General features: G+C 67.6%; 17 protein-coding genes. 9 read left to right on the forward strand and 8 right to left on the reverse strand.

Going from position 1 to position 20,385, the window contains the following annotated elements; translation table 11 throughout:
• Positions 1-8 precede the first annotated feature (8 nt).
• Genes CLM73_RS04160 through CLM73_RS04175 form a run of 4 tightly spaced genes read left to right on the forward strand, consistent with a single transcriptional unit; the run spans position 9 to position 7,428 of the window.
• Positions 9-2,723, forward strand: a complete 2,715-nt coding sequence (locus CLM73_RS04160; protein WP_105237427.1) for a type VI secretion system Vgr family protein — start codon at positions 9-11, stop codon at positions 2,721-2,723.
• A 2-nt stretch (positions 2,724-2,725) separates the two neighbouring features.
• Entirely contained in the window at positions 2,726-3,667 is a 942-nt protein-coding gene (locus CLM73_RS04165; RefSeq protein ID WP_234015807.1) for a DUF4123 domain-containing protein, read from the forward strand.
• Positions 3,664-6,807: a T6SS effector BTH_I2691 family protein gene (locus CLM73_RS04170; RefSeq protein ID WP_105237429.1), complete on the forward strand. Its 3,144-nt coding sequence runs from the start codon at positions 3,664-3,666 to the stop codon at positions 6,805-6,807. The genes CLM73_RS04165 and CLM73_RS04170 overlap by 4 nt, the downstream gene beginning before the upstream one ends.
• Before the next feature lie 12 nt (positions 6,808-6,819).
• Entirely contained in the window at positions 6,820-7,428 is a 609-nt protein-coding gene (locus CLM73_RS04175) for a hypothetical protein (RefSeq protein WP_105237430.1), read from the forward strand.
• Positions 7,429-7,457: 29 nt separating this feature from the next.
• Here the strand turns inward: CLM73_RS04175 and CLM73_RS04180 are convergent, their stop codons facing one another.
• A complete protein-coding gene (locus tag CLM73_RS04180; RefSeq protein ID WP_158685824.1) occupies positions 7,458-7,823 on the reverse strand; it encodes a hypothetical protein in 366 nt (121 codons plus the stop codon).
• A gap of 133 nt (positions 7,824-7,956) precedes the next feature.
• On the opposite strand from CLM73_RS04180, the gene CLM73_RS04185 reads away from it, so the two are divergent.
• Together CLM73_RS04185 and CLM73_RS04190 are read left to right on the forward strand one after the other, a co-directional pair.
• Positions 7,957-8,604: an OmpA family protein gene (locus tag CLM73_RS04185; protein WP_105237432.1), complete on the forward strand. Its 648-nt coding sequence runs from the start codon at positions 7,957-7,959 to the stop codon at positions 8,602-8,604.
• Between the two features lie 69 nt (positions 8,605-8,673).
• Positions 8,674-9,000 carry a 4a-hydroxytetrahydrobiopterin dehydratase gene (locus tag CLM73_RS04190; protein WP_105237433.1) on the forward strand — a complete coding sequence of 109 codons (327 nt, stop codon included), beginning with the start codon at positions 8,674-8,676 and terminating at the stop codon, positions 8,998-9,000.
• 42 nt (positions 9,001-9,042) lie between these two features.
• Here CLM73_RS04190 and CLM73_RS04195 read toward each other — a convergent pair whose 3' ends face one another.
• From CLM73_RS04195 to CLM73_RS04220, 6 genes are all read right to left on the reverse strand, one after another.
• Entirely contained in the window at positions 9,043-9,498 is a 456-nt protein-coding gene (locus CLM73_RS04195; protein WP_105237434.1) for a MarR family winged helix-turn-helix transcriptional regulator, read from the reverse strand.
• Positions 9,495-9,737, reverse strand: coding sequence for a hypothetical protein (locus CLM73_RS04200; protein WP_105237435.1), 243 nt, complete (start codon positions 9,735-9,737; stop codon positions 9,495-9,497). The genes CLM73_RS04195 and CLM73_RS04200 overlap by 4 nt, the downstream gene beginning before the upstream one ends.
• Complete coding sequence (locus CLM73_RS04205; RefSeq protein WP_105237436.1) at positions 9,734-11,359, reverse strand: FAD-dependent oxidoreductase; 1,626 nt, start codon at positions 11,357-11,359, stop codon at positions 9,734-9,736. The genes CLM73_RS04200 and CLM73_RS04205 overlap by 4 nt, the downstream gene beginning before the upstream one ends.
• 159 nt (positions 11,360-11,518) lie before the next feature.
• On the reverse strand, positions 11,519-12,217 hold the full coding sequence (locus tag CLM73_RS04210) for a DUF6776 family protein (RefSeq protein WP_105237437.1): 699 nt from the start codon (positions 12,215-12,217) through the stop codon (positions 11,519-11,521).
• A gap of 159 nt (positions 12,218-12,376) precedes the next feature.
• Positions 12,377-13,063, reverse strand: a complete 687-nt coding sequence (gene murU, locus CLM73_RS04215) for an N-acetylmuramate alpha-1-phosphate uridylyltransferase MurU (protein ID WP_105237438.1) — start codon at positions 13,061-13,063, stop codon at positions 12,377-12,379.
• Complete coding sequence (locus CLM73_RS04220) at positions 13,063-14,103, reverse strand: aminoglycoside phosphotransferase family protein (protein ID WP_105237439.1); 1,041 nt, start codon at positions 14,101-14,103, stop codon at positions 13,063-13,065. Before CLM73_RS04220 ends, murU begins: the two co-directional genes overlap by 1 nt.
• 169 nt (positions 14,104-14,272) lie before the next feature.
• On the opposite strand from CLM73_RS04220, the gene CLM73_RS04225 reads away from it, so the two are divergent.
• The 3 genes from CLM73_RS04225 to rsmA are packed head-to-tail and all read left to right on the forward strand — an operon-like array spanning position 14,273 to position 19,053.
• The gene (locus CLM73_RS04225) at positions 14,273-16,654 is read left to right on the forward strand and encodes an LPS-assembly protein LptD (protein WP_105237440.1); all 2,382 of its coding nucleotides are present in this window, start codon (positions 14,273-14,275) and stop codon (positions 16,652-16,654) included.
• Positions 16,651-18,243 carry a peptidylprolyl isomerase gene (locus CLM73_RS04230; protein ID WP_105237441.1) on the forward strand — a complete coding sequence of 531 codons (1,593 nt, stop codon included), beginning with the start codon at positions 16,651-16,653 and terminating at the stop codon, positions 18,241-18,243. The genes CLM73_RS04225 and CLM73_RS04230 overlap by 4 nt, the downstream gene beginning before the upstream one ends.
• An 18-nt stretch (positions 18,244-18,261) precedes the next feature.
• On the forward strand, positions 18,262-19,053 hold the full coding sequence (rsmA, locus tag CLM73_RS04235; RefSeq protein ID WP_105237442.1) for a 16S rRNA (adenine(1518)-N(6)/adenine(1519)-N(6))-dimethyltransferase RsmA: 792 nt from the start codon (positions 18,262-18,264) through the stop codon (positions 19,051-19,053).
• A 112-nt stretch (positions 19,054-19,165) separates the two neighbouring features.
• Here rsmA and CLM73_RS04240 read toward each other — a convergent pair whose 3' ends face one another.
• Complete coding sequence (locus CLM73_RS04240) at positions 19,166-20,308, reverse strand: glycerate kinase (protein WP_105237443.1); 1,143 nt, start codon at positions 20,306-20,308, stop codon at positions 19,166-19,168.
• Between the last annotated feature and the right edge of the window lie 77 nt (positions 20,309-20,385).

Raw genomic sequence — 20,385 nt, forward strand, 5'->3', positions numbered from 1 at the left:
ACGCAGACATGGCCCTTGAATCCGCTGCCGCCGGCGCGCTGGGCGCAGGCTTTACGCAGGCCGATCGCCTGTTGGACCTGGCCACGCCGCTGGGGCCGGACACCTTGCTGGCCGAGCGGCTGCAGGGCCGGGAGCAGTTGAGCGGCGGCGGCTTCGTGCTCGAGGTGGACGCGCTGTCCGGCGATGCGCACATCCCGCTGAAGTCGCTGATCGGCCAGGCCGCGCAGGTCAAGCTGCAGACCGCCCTGGGCCGGGAAGAACACCGCGTCTGGTGCGGGCTGGTGACCGAGGCGCGCTTCGAGGGCGCCAACGGCGGCTTTGCGCGTTACCGCCTGCGCATCGAGCCGTGGCTGGCGCTGCTGCGCCAGCGGCGCGACAGCTTTGCGTTCCAGGATCTGTCGGTGATCGATATCGTCGACAGCGTGTTTGGCGACTACCAGGGCCAGGGCGCGCTTGCGCCCCAATGGCGCTGGGAAGTGAAGGATCGCGACGCCTACGCCACGCGCAGCCTGACGATCCAGTATCGCGAGACCGACTTCGCCTTCGTGGAGCGTCTGCTGGCGGAAGAAGGGCTGTTCTATTGGGTCGAGCATGAAGGCGGCGACGGGGAACCCGGCACCCACACGATCGTGATCGCGGACCACAATGGCGCGTTCGAGGCCGGCCCGCAGGACAGCATTCCCTTCCAGCGCGCCGATGCGACCGAGGCGCAGGACTCCATCCAGGCCTGGCGCCAGCACCGCGCGTGGCGGACCAATGCGGTGCGCCTGGCCACCTGGGACTATCGCGCCATGCAGGCGCGCAAGGTCAGCGCCCAGGTCGAAGACAAGTTCGCCAATGCGCTGGAACTGGCCGACTCGGATTACCCCGGGCAGTATCTGTACGAAGACAGCGCGCAGGGCGAGCGGCTGGCGCACAACGCGCTGGCCGCGCAACGCGTTCGCCAGTCGCTGTTTGAGGGCGAAGGCACCGTGCGTACGCTGGCGCCGGGGCAGCGTTTCACGTTGACGGGCCACTGGGGGCCCTCGCAGGGTGCGGGGGCGGACTTCGTGGTGATCGGCATCCGCCACGAGGCGCGCAACAACTTCGACGAAAGCCTGGGGCAGGCCGTGGCGCAGGCGCTGGGCGCGGCGGGCGGCGGGGCTGTGGAAAAGGCGGATGGCGAGGATGCAGACTTCTATCGCAATCGCTTCGAGGCCATTGCCGCCACGCTGGAGTACCGGCCCAGCACGCGCGACGGCCACGGCGCGCGCCTGCATCCGCGTCCCACCGTGCACGGCGCGCAGACCGCGCTGGTGGTGGGCGCCGGCGATTCGTTGCACACCGACCGCGATCACCGCATCAGGATCCAGTTCCACTGGCAGCGCGGCAGCGCGTCGAGCAGCCGCCAGGACCATCCGGCCGGCGACGACAACGCGCCCGCCAGCGAGGCGCTGGGCGCCTGGGTGCGTGTGGCCGAGCCCGTCGCCGGATCGGACTGGGGCGGGCATTTCGTTCCCCGGCTCGGGCAGGAGGTGCTGGTGCAGTTCCTGCACGGCGATATCGACCGGCCTGTCGTCGTGGGCGCGCTGTACAACGGCGCGGGCACGGAAAACGCCGCGAACAACCAGGTGCAGGGCGGCGCGGCCAACGCGACCGGCAATGCGCCCGCCTGGTTCGCGGGCAGCGAAGCGGGGCACGCGCACAACGTGGTGATGTCGGGTTTCAAGACCCAGGCGCTGGCGTCCAGCGGGCAGGGCATGGGCGGCTACAACCAGCTCGTGCAGGACGACACGCCGGGCCAGTCGCGGCTGACGGCATCGACCACGCAGGCCGAGTCGCGCCTGAACCTGGGGCATCTGAAGCAGCAGCGCGACAACGAACGGCTGTCGGACCTGGGCCACGGCGCCGAGTTGGCGACGGCCGAAGCGCTGGCGTTGCGGGCGGGTGAAGGCCTGCTCATCAGCGCCCACCAGCGCGAAGACGCGACGGGCGGCCTGCTGGACAGCGAAGAGGCCATCACGCAGATGGAAAAATCCATCGAGCAGGCCGCCGAGCTGTCCGCGACGGCAGGCCGCCAGGAGGCCCAGCTGCCCGGCGACAAGGACAAGCCGCGGGCGCTGGACGAGCTGAGTGCGGTGCGCGAAATCATCGAAGGCACCAAGTCCGACGCGGAGCACCGCGTGCCGGCCTATACCCAGCCGCACATCCAGGTCAGCGCGCCCAGCGGGATCGGGCAATACACGCCCCACAACGCATACACGGTGGCCGGCGCCACGCTGTGCCAGATCGCCCCGGACGTGAACTGGGCGGCGGGCGCGAACCTGGCGATGTGCGTGGCGCAGGGCGTCGTGCTCTTCACCAAGGGATTGGGGGGCAGTGGCCGCGCGGTGGAAGAACAGGGCATCCGCCTGCACGCGGCGGGCGGAAAGCTGCGGCTGCAGAGCCAGAAGGCCCGCATGCGGCTGGCTGCCGAAAAGGCGGTGACGCTGGTGTCGGCGCAGGGCGCGGTGGACGTCAATGCGTCCAAGAAGGTGCTGGCGACGGCCGCGGGCGCGTACATGCGGATCGAGGGCGGCGGCATTCAGCTGCATGCGCCCGGCAAGGTGGAACTGAAGGCGGGTGTGCACAACTGGGTGGGGCCGCAAAGCGGCGCCGGGCCCGCGCAGCCGCCGCAGGGCGACATGGAAGGCTGCGCCGCGGCGCTCGAAGACGCGGCCGGCAGCGGCGCGCTGGCGGCATGACGATGGACGTGACTACCCAACCGCCCGAGTATCGGACGCCAGCCGCCGAGGCCCGCGTCGAGCGCGCCATTGCGGGCCTGCGTGCAGTGCTGGACGCGCGCGCCGACCGCCGCGTGCTGCTGTTGTGCGATTCGACGCTGGCCGATCCGCTGGGCGAGGACATTGCGTCGGCCGGCCTGCGGCGCTGCGAGGTCGACCTGATTTCACAAGGGGCAAGCGCGCCACCCTTGTATCTGGCTGAGGTGCCGGATGAAGTGCGGCACGAGCGTCTGATCAACCGTAGTCTGCGGTTGGCGGTGGACGAGGCCGTTCGCCCGGCGCCGGCGGCCAAGCGGGCGCGCTCGATGTCGGCATGGTTGGCCACCGATCTGCCGCTGGCCGAGGTCGCGCAGCGCCTGGTTCTGCGCGCGCGCCTGCGCGATGCGCAGGGGCGCGTGCGCATCCTGCGGTTTTGGGACCCGCGCACCACGCAGTTCCAGAGCGAGCTGTACGCGGGCACGGTGCCGGCCTCGTGGATCGAGGGAGCCACGTGGATGAGCGTGGACGGATTCGGGCAGTGGCAGACGTTGCCGGACTCGCGCGGCCCGATGCAGACGGTCACGCCGGATTGGCCGCGCCTGGCGCGGCTTGGCCGCGTCAATGCCGTCCTGCAGCGGCTGAATGCGCACGGGCTGCGTTACGAGGCGCCGGCGCTGGAGGCGGCGCGTCGCGCGCTGGATGCTGCCGCGGCCTGCGGCATCGCCGATGACGAGGATGCGGCGCTGTTCGCGGCCTGGCGCGTGCGCCTGGCCGCGCCGCTGGAATGCGCGCCCTCGTTTCTGGCGTTGCTGCGCGAAGTGCGCGAGGAAGGCGGCCGCCTCTATCGCGCCGCCGAGGACATGGAAGACGAGGATTGGCAGGCGTTTGCGCACGAGGCGCAGGCACGGGAGGATCTGCAAGCATGACGACTGACTACGACGCGCTGCCCTGCAAGGGCAAGTTCTGCGGCCGGCCGGGCCTGCCCATCCTGCCCATGCGGATCGCCTATGTGCCGGGCGGCAAGAACGACCTGCCCGACGGCGTGTACATGGATCCGGAGCTGTACTACGAGACCATGCGCCAGGGCGCCTACATGCTGCGCGCCATCACCGCCGGCTACGTCTACATCTGGGATCCGCGCCGCAGCTACGGCTGGCGTGCCTTCGCGGCGACGGCGACCGGCCAGATGAAGGAAGTGCCGGTCGACGACGACAACCGCCCGTCCGAACAGCCCACGTTCACCTGCACGCGCGAGGGGCACGGCCTGGAGTCCACGCTGATCAATGTGGAGGCGCCGGCCAATGCGTCGCGCACGGTGTGGGTGGGGTACTCGCGCGTATGGTGGACGCGCGACATCCGCCGCGATCTGACGCGCAACGAACGCTGGCGCAAGAAGATCATGGTCGAGCTGGACGCCAAGGCGGTGTGGGGCGGCGGGCATCCCAAGCCCGAGACCGGCTACCGCGTGGCGGAGGACGGCGCCAATCTGGCCAAGCACTCGATCGAGTTTCGCGACGCGGCGGGCGCCGCCACGCTGTTCGGCAATACGCTGTCGCCGGCCGTGAGCGTGTTCGGCGGGCAGGGCGCGGCCGTGGCCGCCAAGATGCGGCAGATGACGCCCAAGGGCGGCATCGTGCTGGCGCTGCGCGACCCTGTGGGCATCCTGGCCGACGTGGCGACGTGGCGCAACAAATGCATGGGCGAGCTGGCCGAGCACCATCTGGACCCCACGCGCATGCGCGAAGTGGGCGTGGCGCAGATCATCGACGGCCTGCAGAAGCAGATGGGGAACACGGGCGACGAGATCCGGCGCCTGCGCGAACGCGTCGATACCGGCAAGGTCACCAAGACGCTCAGCGAAAACAAGGTCGCGATCGACCGCATGCGCGAGAAGATCGAAGGGGCCGGCAAGGACTGGGCGTGGTGGTATGGGCGCGAGGCGTTCTGGCTGGCGCTCAAGGCCTATTCGCCCAAGGACGCCGCGGCCGGCGAGCGCCTGGAAGAGGACATGGCGCTGTGCGTGGATGGCGCGGGCGCGATCGAAAGCGAACACAAGGCCATCGACGATTCGCTCAAGGACGAGGACAGCGACAGCACCTATGCGGCGATCTGGCGCGCGCTGGCGGCGAACGATGGCGAGCTGCTGAGCTTTCTGGACCGCGAGGCCAAGGGCAAGGTGATCTCCAAGCAGGTCAGCAATGTCCGCCGGATGATCAAGAACTACAACGACTGGATCAAGGCACGTGCGGCCAAGGGCCAGCTGCCGCCGATGCGGGTGGCCGGCGCGGCGATCGGCCGCTTCATGGCGACGCAGCTGCTGCGGCTGACCCTGGCGGGCGATCCCATTGCCGAACGCGTCGCGGCGCGCGTCACGCTGACGATGTCGGCGCGCATGAACATCGTGATGGCCGTGCGCACGCATACGACCACCTTGCCGCGGATGATCGCGGACATGCACCAGATCGTCTGGGTGCCGAACCCGGCGTCGGTGACGGTGGGCGCTGGCAGCAGCCAGGGCCTCGGTGCGAGCAAGCAGATGCAGTCCGGGTGGATGGGCACGCAGGCGGAACGCTCCACGCCGGTCACGCTCAACTACATCATTCCCGAGGAAGTGGATGCGCAGTTGAACGCCGCGGCAGCGGCGCCGCCCCGGCCCGGCGGCGGCCCATCGCCGGCGCTAGCGCTGCCGGCGCCCGCGCCCGTGCTGGCCCTGCCCGCACCGACCATGTCGCCGCTGGCGGGCCTGGTCAAGTGGGCAAAGTCCAAGGACGGCGTGAATGCGGGGGCGACTGGCGTGCTGACGCTGGTGGCGCTGTATGCATCGGTCTCGGATTTGCGCAACGCGCAGGTCGTGCAGGACGCCAAGGCCGCGCGCAAGGCATGGTTCGGCATCACGTCGGGGGTGCTGGGCGTGGGCAGCGTCGCGATCGAAGTGACCGCGGGCGCGATCGGGGCGCGCGTGGGCGCCAACACCGCCTTCACGATGAACCTGAAATTGAACATGCGCCTGACCGCCGTCAGGACGGCGGGCGCCGTGTTCGCGGCGGCGGCCACGTTCGTCGACGGCGCCAACAACGCGCTGAATGCGATCGACCAGTACGACGTGAAGAACTACGAGGCGGGCAGCGCCTATGCCACCTCATCCGTGTTCCTGCTGTTGTCCGGGCTGACCGGCGTGGCCACCGCCCTGGTTTCGTTGGGCGGCGCATTCAGCACGGCCGGGGTGGTGGCGGGCGCGGGGGGATTTGGCAGCGCGATGGTCGGCCTCACCAGCGGCGGCACCGTGCTGCTGGGCATTCCCGTGTGGGGCTGGATTGCGCTGGGCCTGTGCCTTCTGGCTGCCGGGTTGTACTTCAAATTCTGGGGCGACAGCGCCAAGGAAAGCGAACTTGAAATCTGGTTCACGCGTTGCTGCATGCGCTCCGCGCAGTTTGCGGACGTGGAGGAGCGCGAACTCTATTCGACGCGCGAAGAGGAACTCGAAGATTTCAACTGGGCCGTGTTCGGCGTGCGCGTGATGCTGGAGTGGAAGGGCTTCATGCAGGGCGAGGTCTTTGGCCGGGATCGTCTGGTGCTGGACGTGGTGATGCCGGGCTATACCGAACACAGCGATTACGCGTACATCCTGAAGCTCGTCGGACCGGGCGTCAGCGTCATCGTGGCAAGCAAGGGATCCCCGCGCGCGACGGACCCGGATCTGCTGCCGCGCGGGCCGTCCGATATGCAGTGGGTGCGGGGGCGCCCGCGCGAGGAAACCTGGGCCGACCGTGTGGACAACTACGTCGACAATATGGCTTCCCGCCCGGGGTGGGCGGACGCCTGGCGCTGGATACGCAAGGATCGCAGCCAGTCCGTCGAATTCACTGCCAAGCCTTGGGACGAGTCGGTGCAGTTCAATGTGAGCAGCGGCTGCGGGGTTCTGCGCACGGAGGTGCTGGTCGATGACGATATCTTCAATGAAGCGATCCTCAAGGTCGAATACTGGCCGGATCCGGACCGCATGCCCGACATCCGCTCGGTGCCCATGGGTCCCGGCGGCTCAAATCTAGTAAAAGCGAATAACTGACAAGGCGCACGCATGAACAGCAACGAAGGGATCCCGGTATCGGTCTACACGCGATGGCACCAGTTGTCGGTGCCCCTGGCGTTCGCCCTGGCCGCCGGCAGCTTCATGCTCGTGGTCTTCAATCGCGGGCCGATCGGGCTGGCCGCCGTGCTGGCCGTGCTGGGCCTCTTCGTGCCGCCGCTGGTGGCGTTCAGGGGATTTCCCACGCGCAATGACGTCAAGGTGACGGCCGAAGGGCTGGAGTTCTCGCGCCGCAAACCCATCGCCTTCGGCGAGCTGTCCAGTTGGGGTACGGACGATTACCTCAAGCTGGTTCGTCCCGGCTTGCCGACACTGCTGGTCAGCGCCGTGGACCTGCCCCGGCGCGAGCGCCTGCTGCGCGAGTTCGAACTGGCACTGGCGGCGTGGCAAAAGCGCCAGCCGGCCGGCACGCAGGCGGCGCGCCGCACGCATTTCTATGGTTCCACGGCGGGCCGCCTGGTCGGCCTGGGAATCACCGCCCTGGGCGCGGGATCGGCCATCATGGCGCTGAACCTGCGTGAGCCGTCGGTGTCGCTGGCCATCGTCGGCGGGCTGGGGGCGCTGTTCGGGTTGGCGATGGTGTTTGGCCGGCGCGGATAACGCGCGCTGAGCGGCCGCGAAGTCGCGGCTTACCGGGCCACCGGCGTACGGGGTGGATGGGAGAACACGACGCTGATCGACGTGTTGGACGTCAGGCGCAAGGTCGCGTCAGCTTGCGGTCGCACCCCGGAGCCTAGCGCCTGGGCGGAGCTCCAGATCAGCCCAAGCAACGGCATGGCTGCCGATACCAGATCACCGATCCCGGGCGCGGGATTGAGCGGGGCACGCACCACCGCGCTGCTCATGCCGGCGTTCTGGCACAACGTCTGGAGGCGAATGACGGCGAGTTCCAGGTCGTCGATGTTTTCCAGGTGGAAATCCGCTTTTGCGCCGCACAAGTTGGCGAGCTCGTCGCCGGCCATCCTGTTGAGAAAGTAGGTGCGCGCCACGGTCATGGGGGTCTCCATCGGAAGCGCCATCTTAGCGTTGGCCGCGTACAAAATGTTGCCCGGCGCCCCATTTCCCCTTGCTAGCATGGTCCACGCCGGAATGATCCGGTATCTGGATGGATGGACAGTGGAGGTTGCCATGAATTCAAGAAGAACACTCAACCGGATCGCCGTGCTTGCGGCGGCGGGCGCCTTGATGGCCGGTTGCGCGACGCAACAGCAAACGAATACCGCTGTCGGGACGGGCGCGGGCGCGGCGTTGGGCGCGGGCATCGGCGCGTTGATCGGGCACGGCAAGGGCGCCGCGATCGGGGCCGGCATCGGCGCGGTGGCGGGCGGACTGGTCGGCTACAACTGGAAGGTCGTGAAAGATGACGTGCAGAAGTCCGGCGCATCGTCGCTCGGCATCGACGTCGTCGAAATGCCCGACGGCAGCCTGAAGGTCAACATTCCGAGCGGCGTGTCGTTCGACACGGACAAGACGCAGCTCAAGCCGGCGCTGTTGCCGGTGCTGGATAGCGTGGCGCGTTCGCTGAACCAGCATCCTGAGTTGCGGGCCAAGGTGGTCGGCCATACCGACAGCACCGGATCGCTGGCGCACAATCAGACGCTGTCGGTGAACCGCGCCAAGAGCGTGACGGATTACCTGGCCAAGCAGGGCGTGGCCGGCACGCGTCTGTCGGTGGAAGGCCGGGGGCCGAACGATCCGATCGGCGACAATGCGACCGCCGAAGGGCGCGCGCTGAACCGGCGCGTGGAGATCTACCTGTACGCGGTCCGGCAATAAGCGCGGGCGCGTTATTTGTTGTCAGGCGGCTGGCGCGATGCGCCGCCGCCTTTGTTTACGGAGTCTGTCATGAGCGATTTTCCCCCCGCCCGCATTGGCACCGATATCGCGATTGCCGCGCTCACCGGCTGGCAGGCCATGGCCGAGCGCGATGCCATCGAAAAGCGCTACCGCTTTCCCAACTTCAATGCCGCGTTCGGCTTCATGGCGCGCGTGGCGATGTTCGCGGAAAAGCTGAATCATCACCCCGAATGGACCAACGTCTACAACCGCGTGGACGTGACGCTGACCACGCATGACGCCGGCGGCGTGACCGAGCTGGACGTGCGGATGGCGCAGTTCATGGACGAAGCCGCCGAGCACGCGGGCGCGACGGCGCCGAAAGCGCAGCCCTGAACACTGCCCGAAACACAGCCTTGAACTCCGCCGGCCCGGCGCTTAGTCCGCGGCGTTGCCGGTCTCGGTTTGCAGGTGGCCGATCAGGCGATCCAGCATCTCGCCGAACTGCCGCTGTTCGTCGGCGGTCAGGCAGTTGAAGATGTCTTCGTTGCGGCGCGCAATGAGGTCGATGATGCGGCGGTAGTGCGCCAGGCCCTCTGCGGTCGGCGCCAGCACCACGCCGCGTCCGTCCGACGCCGACACCGTTTTCTCTACCAGCCCGCGATCCACCAGCGCCTGCGCGGAGCGGCTGGCCTGGCCCTTGTTCAGGTTGGCGGCGCGCGCCAGGTCGTTGACCGATAGCGGCGCAAACCGGCCGATGGCGGCAAGGCAGCGCGCCTCGCCCAAGGGGATGTCGCAGTCTTTGAGATAGGCACGATTCGTGTCCCGGTCCGTGATCTTGTTGAGCACGTGCAGGCGATAGGTCAGGAATCGTTCCAGGGCGGGCGTTTTCACGTTGGGCGGGCGGGGTCGGCGCCCGCGGAAGGTAAGACCGGATAGTTTGCCATGGCGCCGTCCGCGAGGCTGGCGGCCTCGGCCTGCGCCAGCAGCGCCAGGGCTTCCTGCGCGTCAGGCAGGCGGCTCAGCAACGACAACCCGAGTATCGACAGAAAGAGCGGCGCACGCGATTCGCCGACGCGCGTCAGCGCCTGCGCCATGCTGGTGTAGACCTGGTCCAGTGATTCGTTGTTCATGCTTGGCCTTTCGGGGTGGCGTTCAAGTTCAGCGACGGGTAGTAAGGCGCCAGCGCCGCGCGCAGTTCATCGGCGGCGGGCGCGATCCAGCGGCCCAGCACGTAGCCGTCCGGACGCAGCAGGTAGACGGCGCCTGGCTGATTGCCGTAACGCGCGACAAGCTGCCCGTGCGCGTCGGCCAGGCCGTCGTCGCCCGCGTGCAGCACCCGCAGCGGTTGCGGCGCGTGTTGCGTGTCCGCGGCCAGCGTGTCCAACGCCGCCGACAACGCCGTATCGGGCGCAATGGCCAGCGCGACAAAGCCCGCGCCAAAGCTGGCGGTCAGGTACTGCGGCGTGTCGCCGTCTTGCAGCAGCGCGTCGGGCGCGGGCTGTCCGGGCGCGGCGGCCGGGCCGGCTTCTGGCGCGCGGTCCTCGCGGTTCAAGGGCGAGGTGTCGTAGGAGATGGGTGCGGACTGGCGCGGATTGATGAGCGACCGTACGCCGTCGTCCACCAAGGCCAGGCGCAGCGCGGCCTCGCGCATCAGCCGGAAGCCGAAATCCGGCGGCGCCATGAATTCCGTGCTTTTCGCTCCATAGGCCAGGTTCTGCCGCGTGGCATGCACGCGCTCGATGCTGTAGCTGTCCAGCAGGGTGTCGGAGGACTGGCCCTTCAGCACCCACGCCAGCTTCCATGCCAGGTTGCCGGCGTCGTCCAGCCCGGAATTCAGGCCGCGCACGCCGAAGATCGGCACGAGGTGGCCGGCGTCGCCCGCGAACAGCACGCGACCGTGGCGATAGCGGTCCAGCGTCAGGCACTTGGCGTTGTAGATGGAGATCCAGAGCGGCTTCCAGGGCGCGGTCTCGCCGATCATGTCCAGATGGCTTTGCACGCGCGGCAGCACGTTTTCCGGCTTGACGGCCTCGTCGGGATCTTCGTCGTCGCGGATCTGGTAATCGACGCGCCACACGTTGCCGGGCTGGCGGTGCATCAGCAGCGTGGAGCCGGGATTGGATGGTGGATCGAACCACGCCAGGCGCTCGACGGGCCGTTGCGATTCCTGTTCGATATCGACGATGACGTAGCGGCCTTCGTACTGCATGCCTTCCAGCTTCAGGCCCATGGCTTCGCGCACGGTGCTGCGGCCGCCGTCGCAGGCGACGAGCCAATCGGCGCGCACGGTCTGGCGGGTGTCGCCGGTTTGCACCTCGACCGTTACGCCGTCCGGCCCCGTCTGCACATCCGTGACACGCGCCGACCACGCCAGTTTGGCAAGGCCGGGATGGCGCTGCATGGCCTGGTGCGCGAATTCCTCCACGTGGTACTGCTGGATGTTCACCATCGGGGCGTACCGCTGCAGGGGATCGTGCGGCATCTGGAAGTGCAGGACTTCGCGGTCGCGGTAATAGCTGCGCCCGCCTGTCCAGGCCAAGCCGGTATCGATCAGCGGCCGGTCGGCGGCGATCCAGCCCAGGATTTCCTGTGACCGGCGCGACATGCAGATGGCGCGGCTGCCGCTGCAGTAGCCTTCATCGGCCTCGATGGTGAGCGAGGCAATGCCGTACTCGGCGAGCAGGGCGGCCAGGGTCAGACCGACCGGACCGCCGCCGGCGATCAGGACGGGAACGTGTGAAGGGAGCGTCATGCCGTCTCCAGAATTTGGTTGTTTGCGCAACTATATGCTTGGGATGTTGCGCGCGCAACCAATTTTTGAAGGCGATAAAAAACCCGCCGGTGGGCGGGTTTGGGGCCAGTTCAGGCCGGCGCGAGGCCTTCAGGGGCGCAGGCTTCAGTCCGGCACGCCTCAGTTGCGTACGTTGTAGATGCGCATCGCCTGCTGTTTCTGGTTGGGATCCAGCACACGCAGCACCACGACCCTCGCGGTGAAACCGTCGGGCAGCTTGAGCTGGCCCAGCGCGTAGTCATAGCGGTCGACCGTGAGCGCGGGGCCTTCCGGCGTCACCGTGGCGGCGCGGCCGTTGGGGTAGGAGCCTTCGATGGCGAAGGTCAGCGTGCCCTTGAAGGGCGCGCCCGTGCGGTCTTCGCGCATCACCAGCACCTGATAGTCCAGCAGGCCGGGGGCGCGCTTGAAGCTGGCCGAACGGATGCCGAGGTTGCCGCCGCGGGGGTCGGGCGGCATGGCGTCCTGGAACAGCACCAGTTCCTTGTTCAGCGTTTCGATCTTGGCGCGGGATTCCGCCAGGTCGGTGGTCAGTTTTTCGTGGCCGGCCTTGTTGGCGTCGCGCTGCTGCGTGGCTTCTTCAAGTTGGGTCTGCAGGCGCTGGCGCTCCATGTTGGAGGCGCTGAGCTCGCTATGCAGCTGTTCGGATTGTTCGACGGTCAGGCGTTGCGGACCGTAGTTGGTCTGCAGGAAGAGCACACCGCCCGCGCCAAGCGCAATGCCAACCATCAGCAGGACGAGCCAGCGCGGCATGCGGCGCGTGCGTTGCCCCGGCTGGTATACGGAGGGCTTGAACGTGGCCCGTTGCGATCTTCCAAACATCCCCATTCCTAGAAAACTTCCTGTGTATATGCCTGTCGACAAGCGGCGCGCGCATGCCAAAGCGTCAGAGAATACCCCGTTAGCCGGGGGCGATGGTGCGCAGACAAGCCTCGTTGCGCACCTTGATATTGTGAAATATGTGGGTGTCAGGCGGCCTTGTCAGGCGGCCGTGCCAGCCAGTTCCGCGTCCAGGTCGGCGAGCCGTTGCGGGGTGCCGACATCAGTCCATCGGCCCGCATGCCGGGCGCCGTGCACCTGGTCCTGGCCCATCGCCTGCCTGAGCAGCGGCGCCAGCGGCGCCGCTTCACCGCGCGGGACGTCCGCGAACAACGAAGGATGGTAGACGCCCACGCCGGCAAAGGTCAAACGGGGCTCGCCGTGGGCCAGCACACGCCCATCAGCCGTCAGGACGAAGTCGCCGGCAGGATGGTGCGCGGGATTGTCCACCAATAGCAGCCAGGCGCCGCCCCGTGCCACGAGGCGCGAGGCGTCTTGCGCGGCGGCGGGATCCCAGTCGCACCAGATGTCGCCGTTGATGACGAGGAACGGGTCGTCGCCCAACAGGGGGAGCGCCTGCGCAATGCCGCCGGCGGTTTCCAGCGCGGTGGCTTCGGCCGAATAGCGGATGCGCACGCCATGCGCCGAGCCATCGCCCAGCGCGCGTTCGATTTCGTGGCCAAGCCAGGCGTGGTTGATGACGATGTCCCGGACACCGGCCGCGGCCAGGCGTTCCAGGTGCCAGACGATCAGCGGCTTGCCGCCCACCGGCAGCATGGGCTTGGGCAGGCGGTCGGTCAGCGGGCGCATGCGTTCGCCGCGGCCCGCGGCGAGGATCATGGCGCGCATCAGAACGTGTATCCGACGCTGACCTGGCGGTCGTCCAGGCGGTCCAGCAGGCGCAGGAGCGGCGTAAAGACGCCGTAGCGCTGCGCCACCTGGCGCACGTAACCGTTCACGCGCGGCATGTGCGCCAGATAGTGCGCCTTGCCGTCGCGATGGTTCAGCCGCGCGAAGACGCCCAGGATGCGCAGGTTGCGCTGCAGGCCCATCCATTCATAGGCGCGGTGGAAGTCGGCGAAATCGGTGTCGACGGGCAAGCCCGCCGCGCGCGCCATTTCCCAATAGCGGATCGCCCAGTCGAGCTGCTGCGGCTCTTCCCAGGTGGTCCGGGCATCGGTCACCAGCGAGGCCAGGTCGTAGGTGATGGGGCCGGCCAACGCGTCCTGGAAGTCGATGACGCCGGGATTGGGTCCGTATTGCGGCTGGTCGCAGACCATCAGATTGGGCGAATGGAAATCGCGGTGCACCAGCACCTGCGGCTGTCCGCCGTTGCTGGCCGACAGCAGCGCGAAGATCTTTTCCAGGGCGTTGGCGGTCTTGTCGTCCAGCGTGACACCGTGGTGCTTCTGCACGTACCACTCGGGGAACAGTTTCAGCTCGTCGGCCAGGCGCGCGCTGTCGTAGTTGCCCAGGCCGGCGGTCGAGGCCTTTTGCAGCTTGACCAGGGCCGCCAGCGCCTCGCGGTACAGCGTCTGCAACTGGGCGTCGTCCAGTCCGTCCTGAATGCGCTGGTAATAGGTTTGTTCGCCCAGATCGGACAGCAGCAGCAGGCCCTGGTCCAGGTCCTGCGCCAGCACCGCCGGCACGTTCAGGCCAGCATCCGCCAGCAGCTTGTCCACGTGCAGGAACGGGCGGCAGTCCTCGTGCTGGGGCGGGGCGTCCATGACAATCAGGGTGCGCGATCCGGCGTCCAGCCTGAAGTACCGGCGAAAGCTTGCATCAGCCGACGCGGGGCGCAGCGTCTCCACGGCCAGGTTCAGGGCAGGGGGCAGGCCTTGCAGCCAGGTGCGCACCTGCGCCAAGCGGGGGTCGTGATCGTTTTTCAAGGAAGATCCGTGTCAGAAGGGCAAAATTGCGGAAAATTCGATTTGGCGAACATAAGGCTGGGCGTTGTTCGCGGCTTCTCTATAATACCGGCTCATTTTCCGTCAGCATTGGCCCCCCGTGGGCGCCTTTGTCCGGCTCTCCCATGGTCAAAAAGGGCTGTTTTCACTCGTGCGCAAGGTTCCGTGGTTGATCCTATCTGTTGTCAGCGTCGCCGCCGGAGCCGCCCAGGCTCAAGGTAGCCCGGATGCCGCTGCTTCCGCGCCGTCGGTCTCTTCAACCCCGCAACTGCGCACGTCTCCCGGCCTGCGCATGCACCGGTTGCCCGACGAGAGCATTCCCGCTTTCATGGAAGCGGACACCATTTCGGGCGACCCCGACTACGAGCTCACGCTGTCCGGCAATGCGCAGGTCCGCCGCATCGACGGCGTGATCAAGGGCGACGAGATCAATTACCGCAAGGACACCGGCAAGGTCGACGTGCGCGGCAACGCCCGCATGATGCGCGACGGCACGCTGGTGACCGGGCCGAACGCCACGTTCAACGTGGACCGGTATTCCGGCGAGGTCGAAAAGCCCAACTTCTGGCTGGGCGCCACCGGCGGCTTTGCCGTGGCCGACCACGCCGACATCTTCAGCAAGTCGCAGATGCGGCTGCACACGGTGACGTACAGCGGCTGCCCGTGCGAAAACCCGTCGTGGTACATCAAGGCCAATTCGGTCGATATCGACTTCGACGAAAACGAGGGCGTGGCCCGCGGCGGCGTCCTGTATTTCAAGGACGTGCCGATCCTGGCCTCGCCCTACATGACCTTCCCGGTCAAGCGCGAGCGCAAGTCGGGCTTCCTGATCCCGACCTACGGCACGACCAGCCAGGGCGGCTTCGACATTTCGATTCCGTACTATTTCAACCTGGCGCCCAATTACGACCTGACAGTGCAGCCGCGTTACTTCTCCAAGCGCGGCACCCAGTTGGGCGGCGAGTTCCGCTATATGGGGTACACGTACGGCGGCATGCTGGACGGTACCTATCTGCCCGACGACGACGTGACGGGCAAGGACCGCTGGATGTACTGGTGGCGCCACCAGCAGCAGTTCTCGCACGGTTTCTATACCGACTGGGATATCGCCAAGGTCTCGGACGACAATTACTTCCGCGACATCTCGCAACTGGGCCTGAACCAGGCGTCCACGACGTACCTGCCGCAACGCGGCCGCGTGGGCTGGGTTTCCAACTACTGGAGCGCCTACGCGCAGGTCTACAAGTTCCAGACGCTGCAGGATCCCGATGCGCCGCTGGTTCCGCCGTACGACAAAGAGCCCGAAATCTATCTGCGCGGTTCGCGCTATGACTGGGGCGGCTTCGATGTGGACTGGACCTCGACCGCGGTGCGCTTCAGCATGCCCCAGTATGGCGCGGCCCTGCGGGCGCCCGATGGCGACCGTTTCCAGACCTATCCCACCATCTCGTATCCGATCGTGCGGCCGGGCTGGTTCTTCACGCCCAAGGCCGGCATCAACTACACCTCGTATCAGACCAAATGGTATGGGGTGGATGCGCAGGGCCTGAACGGCGGTGTGGCCAGTGGCCTGCCCCGCTCGCAGACCCGCACGGTGCCGATCATGTCGCTGGACACGGGCCTGATCTTCGAGCGCGACACCACGCTGTTCGGCAAATCGTCCACGCAGACGCTGGAGCCGCGGCTGTACTACCTGTACGTGCCGTATCGCGATCAGTCCAAGATTCCCGTCTTCGACACGTCGCTGGCCGACTTCAGCTTCACCCAGGCCTTCGAGGAAAACATCTACTCGGGCGGCTGGGACCGTATCGCCAACGCCAATCAGCTGACCGCGGCATTGACCACGCGCTGGCTCGATGCCGACACCGGCTTCGAGCGCATGTCGCTGGGCGTGGCGCAGCGCCTGTACTTCGAAGACCAGAAGGTCACACTGCCTCTGGAAACCCCGCGTACGAACGTGCGCTCCGATTTCCTGGTGGGCGCCTCCGCCGCGTTGACGGACACGCTCAACACGGACGTCGCCGCGCAGTACAACCCCTACGACAACAACTGGTCGCGCGGGCTCATCAGCGCGCGCTGGTCGCCGCAGCGCCTGACCACCGTGGCGGTGGCCTATCGCTACCAGCGCGACCCCCAGCCGGGCGTGTTCTATCAGCCGCAGGGCCAGAACCAGGTCAGCCTGGCCGTCCAATGGCCGTTCAGCAAGCGCTGGTACGGTGTGGGCCGGGTGGACTATTCTTTGCGTTCCGGACCGTCCAGCACGCTGGCCGATACGACGGAATCCCCGCGCGTGACGCAGGCCATCGCCGGCCTGGAGTACAAGGGCGACTGCTGCTGGGTGGGCCGCATGGTCTACCAGCGCTACGCCGTATCGGCGGCGGACACCAACTCCGCGCTGTTCTTCCAGCTTGAGCTCACGGGCCTGGGTTCCCTCGGAACCGACCCCATGAACCTGCTGAACAGAAGTATCCCCGGTTACACGCGCGTCACGCCGCCCGCGCAAGCCGGGACCACATTTGAAAGGTATGAATGATGCGTAGGTTGCACTCTTTGCGCCGCCTCTCCGGCAATGCGCTGCTGCTGGCTCTGTGCGCCGGCTTGCCCGCCGCCCATGCCGCCGAGCAGACCGCGCGCGGCGCCAACAGCGCCAAGGCCGCTCCGGCCGCGCAGAACCAGGAAGCGCCCGCGCCCAAGGGCGAGCAATTCGTGGACGGCATCGCCGCGATCGTCGACAAGGACGTGATCACGCTGCGCGAATTGCGCGACGCTTCCCAGCGCATCGCCGGCGAACTCAAGTCGCGCGGCATCCAGGTGCCGGACGACCAGACGCTGCAACACCAGGTGCTGCAGCGTCTCATCATGGAACGCGTGCAGCGCCACGAAGCCGACCGCCTCGGCATCCGCGTGGACGACGCCCAGATCGACACGGCCATCCAGGCGATCGCCTCGCGCAACAAGATCAGCGTGGCGCAACTGCGCCAGGAGCTCGAAAAGTCCGGCACGTCCTGGGACAGTTACCGCAAGGCGCTGCGTGACGAGATCCGTTCGGATCGCCTGCGCCAGCGCGCGGTCGACTCGACCATCGTCATCTCCGACGCGGAAGTCGACGCTTTCCTGAAGGACCAGCGCCGCAACCCGGCTTTCGCCGCGGCCCCCCCGCAGGCGGCGCCGCAAGCGCAACCCCAGCCCCAGCCGCAGGCCGCACCCGAGCAGGCCGCCGCCGCCGGTCCCATGCTGTACGCCCTGGCGCAAATTCTGGTGCGCGTGCCGGAAGGCTCGTCGCCCGATCAACTGGCGCTGCTGCGCAAGAAGGCTGAAGGCCTGCTGGCGCAAGCCAAGCGCGGCGACGACTTCGCAAGCCTTGCCGCGGCATCGTCCGACGGTCCCGAGGCGCTGCAGGGCGGCGTCATGGGCGTGCGTCCGCTGGACGGTTGGCCCGACCTCTTCGTCAAGGCCATCAGCAACCTGCAGAAGGGTCAGGTCAGCCAGCTTATCCAGAGCGGCAACGGCTTTCACATCATCAAGGTGATGGACCGCGGCACCGCCCAGCCCGCGCCCAGCCGCACGGCCCGCGCGCCGGCGCCGCAAGCCGCCCCGCAACCGGCCCCGCAGCCGGCCGCGCGTCCCCAGGCGCCGCAGGGTCCGACGCAGGTTGTTCAAACGCGTGCGCGCCACATCCTGATCAAGACGTCGACCGTCATGAGCGATGATCTGGCCCGCCAGCGCCTGGAGCAGGTCCGCCAACGCCTGGTGAACGGCAGCGCCAAGTTCGAGGAAATGGCGCGCCAGTATTCGCAGGACGCCACCGCGCCGCAAGGCGGCGAACTGGGATGGCTGAACCCGGGTGAAACCGTGCCGCCGTTCGAAGCCGCCATGAATGCGCTGCAACCTGGCGAAATCAGCCAGCCCGTGCAGACGCCGTTCGGCTGGCACCTGATCGAGGTCGAAGAACGCCGCGATCACGATGCGACCGACGATCTGGCCCGCATGCGCGCCCGTCAGACCCTGTTCGAGCGCCGCGCCCAGCCCGCTTTTGAAGACTGGCTTGAGCAACTGCGTGCACAGGCGTACGTCGACAACCGCCTCGAAAAGCAGCAGAAGATCCAGCAGAACAACCGCTAAACGCATTACGGGCTTTTCATGTCTCAACACCAGGCGCGCAAGCGCTTTGGCCAGAACTTCCTGACCGACGACAGCGTCGTCGAGTCCATCGTCCGGGCGGTTGCGCCCGCCCGCGACGATGCCGTGGTCGAGATCGGCCCAGGCCTGTCCGCGCTGACGCGGCCGCTGCTCGAGCGCCTGGACCATCTCACCGCAGTCGAAATCGACCGCGATTTGGCCGCCCGCCTGCGCAAGCAGTTCGAGGCATCGCGCCTGACCGTGGTCGAGGCCGACGCGCTGACGGTGGATTTCTCGCAGTTCGGCGGCGCGCTGCGCGTCGTGGGCAATCTGCCCTACAACATCTCCAGCCCGTTGCTGTTCCACCTGATGACGTGGGCCGATCACATCCGCGATCAGCATTTCATGCTGCAGCGCGAAGTGATCGACCGCATGGTGGCCAAGCCCGGCTCCGGCGACTTCAGCCGCTTGTCCGTGATGCTGCAATCGCGCTATCGCATGCACAAGCTGTTCGACGTGCCGCCCGAAGCCTTCGATCCGCCTCCCAAGGTGGTATCGGCCATCGTGCGCATGGTGCCGCTGCCGGCGGACCGCCTGCGGCCCATCAGCGAGCGCGCCTTCGAAACCGTGGTGGCGCGCGCCTTTTCGCAGCGCCGCAAGATGCTGCGGCGGGTGCTGGCCGACTGGGCGCCGCAAGTGCCCTGGGAAGCCCTGGACATTGCGCCCACCGCGCGCGCCGAGGACATTTCGGTCGACCGCTACATCCGCCTGTCGGATGCACTGGTCGAAGCTGGGGTGTTGGCGCGCGATTGACGTCTTTTCGGTATGGCAAGGCAATGCAAAAAGGCCCCTCGGGGCCTTTTTGCTTTTTTGCGCTACGGGTTGGCGGCAATGTCGCCGGCATGCACGGTGCCGGCAGGCCCGATCACAGCATGCGTTTCTGCGCCGCCATCCACAGCTGCATCACGTCCCGCGCCCGGTCGGTCAGCAGGCGCTCGGCGTCCACCAGGGCCTGCTGCAAGGTGATGGGGCCGGGGGCCAGGCTGAACGCGGCGCTGATGCCGCAGGCGTGCAGGGCCTCGTAGCCGTCGCCCAGCGAACCGGCCAGCGCCACGACGGGAACGCCCGCGCGCTGCGCAATCCTGGCGACGCCTGCCGGGGTCTTGCCGCGCAGGGTCTGTGCGTCCATGCGGCCTTCGCCGGTGAACACCAGCGTCGCGCCTTCGACGGCGTCGGCCAACCCACCCAGTTCCGCGACGATCTCCACCCCAGGGCGGAAATGCGCATTGAGAAATGCCTTGGCGGCAAAGCCCAGGCCGCCCGCGGCGCCGGCGCCGGGCGCGTCGCGGTGATCGGCGTTCAGATGGCGGGCGCAGACGTCGGCAAAGTTGCCCAGCATCGTGTCCAGCGTCTGCACCTGTTCCGGCGTCGCGCCCTTTTGCGGCCCGAAGACATGCGAGGCGCCCTGCGGTCCGCACAAGGGGTTGTCGACGTCGGAAGCGATGTCGATGCGAACCTGCGCCAGCCGCGGGTCCAGACCGCGCGTGTCGATCGAGGCAAGCTGCCCCAGCGCGCCGCCGCCCGGCGGCAAACTGTTGCCGCCCGCGTCCAGCAACCGCACGCCCAGCGCCGTCAGCATGCCGGCGCCCGCGTCGTTGGTGGCCGAGCCGCCCAGGCCCAGAATGATGCGCGTGGCGCCCGCGTCCAGCGCCGCGCGCATCAGCTCGCCCACGCCGTGGCTGCTGGCGCGCATCGGGTCGCGCTTGGATGGTGCTATCAATTCAAGGCCCGCGGCCGCGGCCATCTCGATGATGGCGGTGCCGTCTTCCAGCAGACCCCACACGGCGTCGACCTTGTGGCCGAGCGCGTCGTTGACCGTGATCTGGCGCTCCTTGCCGCCGGTGGCGGCCAGCACGGCCTCGACCGTGCCTTCGCCGCCGTCGGCCATCGGGACGCACACCGTATGCGCGCCGGGAAAGGCCGCCTTGACGCCGCGCGCAATGGCGGCGGCCGCATCAGGCGCGGAAACGCTTTCTTTGAACGAGTCGGGAGCGATGACGATTTTCACGGGTGTCGTTGGGCGTGTTGAGGGTCGGAAATGTCACCCATGATACCCGTGGCAACGCGGCCGGCGTACCATAGCGC

Origin of the sequence: Achromobacter spanius (assembly GCF_002966795.1) — a bacterium.
In the GTDB taxonomy this organism is placed as follows: Bacteria; Pseudomonadota; Gammaproteobacteria; order Burkholderiales; family Burkholderiaceae_B; genus Achromobacter; species Achromobacter spanius_D.

Coding starts and splice junctions, on each gene's coding strand:
- CLM73_RS04160 (WP_105237427.1), top strand. CDS start 9: ATGGCCCTTGAATCCGCTGCCGCCGGCGCGCTGGGCGCAGGCTTTACG.
- CLM73_RS04165 (WP_234015807.1), top strand. CDS start 2,726: ATGGACGTGACTACCCAACCGCCCGAGTATCGGACGCCAGCCGCCGAG.
- CLM73_RS04170 (WP_105237429.1), top strand. CDS start 3,664: ATGACGACTGACTACGACGCGCTGCCCTGCAAGGGCAAGTTCTGCGGC.
- CLM73_RS04175 (WP_105237430.1), top strand. CDS start 6,820: ATGAACAGCAACGAAGGGATCCCGGTATCGGTCTACACGCGATGGCAC.
- CLM73_RS04180 (WP_158685824.1), bottom strand. CDS start 7,823: ATGACCGTGGCGCGCACCTACTTTCTCAACAGGATGGCCGGCGACGAG.
- CLM73_RS04185 (WP_105237432.1), top strand. CDS start 7,957: ATGAATTCAAGAAGAACACTCAACCGGATCGCCGTGCTTGCGGCGGCG.
- CLM73_RS04190 (WP_105237433.1), top strand. CDS start 8,674: ATGAGCGATTTTCCCCCCGCCCGCATTGGCACCGATATCGCGATTGCC.
- CLM73_RS04200 (WP_105237435.1), bottom strand. CDS start 9,737: ATGAACAACGAATCACTGGACCAGGTCTACACCAGCATGGCGCAGGCG.
- CLM73_RS04205 (WP_105237436.1), bottom strand. CDS start 11,359: ATGACGCTCCCTTCACACGTTCCCGTCCTGATCGCCGGCGGCGGTCCG.
- CLM73_RS04210 (WP_105237437.1), bottom strand. CDS start 12,217: ATGTTTGGAAGATCGCAACGGGCCACGTTCAAGCCCTCCGTATACCAG.
- murU (WP_105237438.1), bottom strand. CDS start 13,063: ATGCGCGCCATGATCCTCGCCGCGGGCCGCGGCGAACGCATGCGCCCG.
- CLM73_RS04230 (WP_105237441.1), top strand. CDS start 16,651: ATGATGCGTAGGTTGCACTCTTTGCGCCGCCTCTCCGGCAATGCGCTG.
- rsmA (WP_105237442.1), top strand. CDS start 18,262: ATGTCTCAACACCAGGCGCGCAAGCGCTTTGGCCAGAACTTCCTGACC.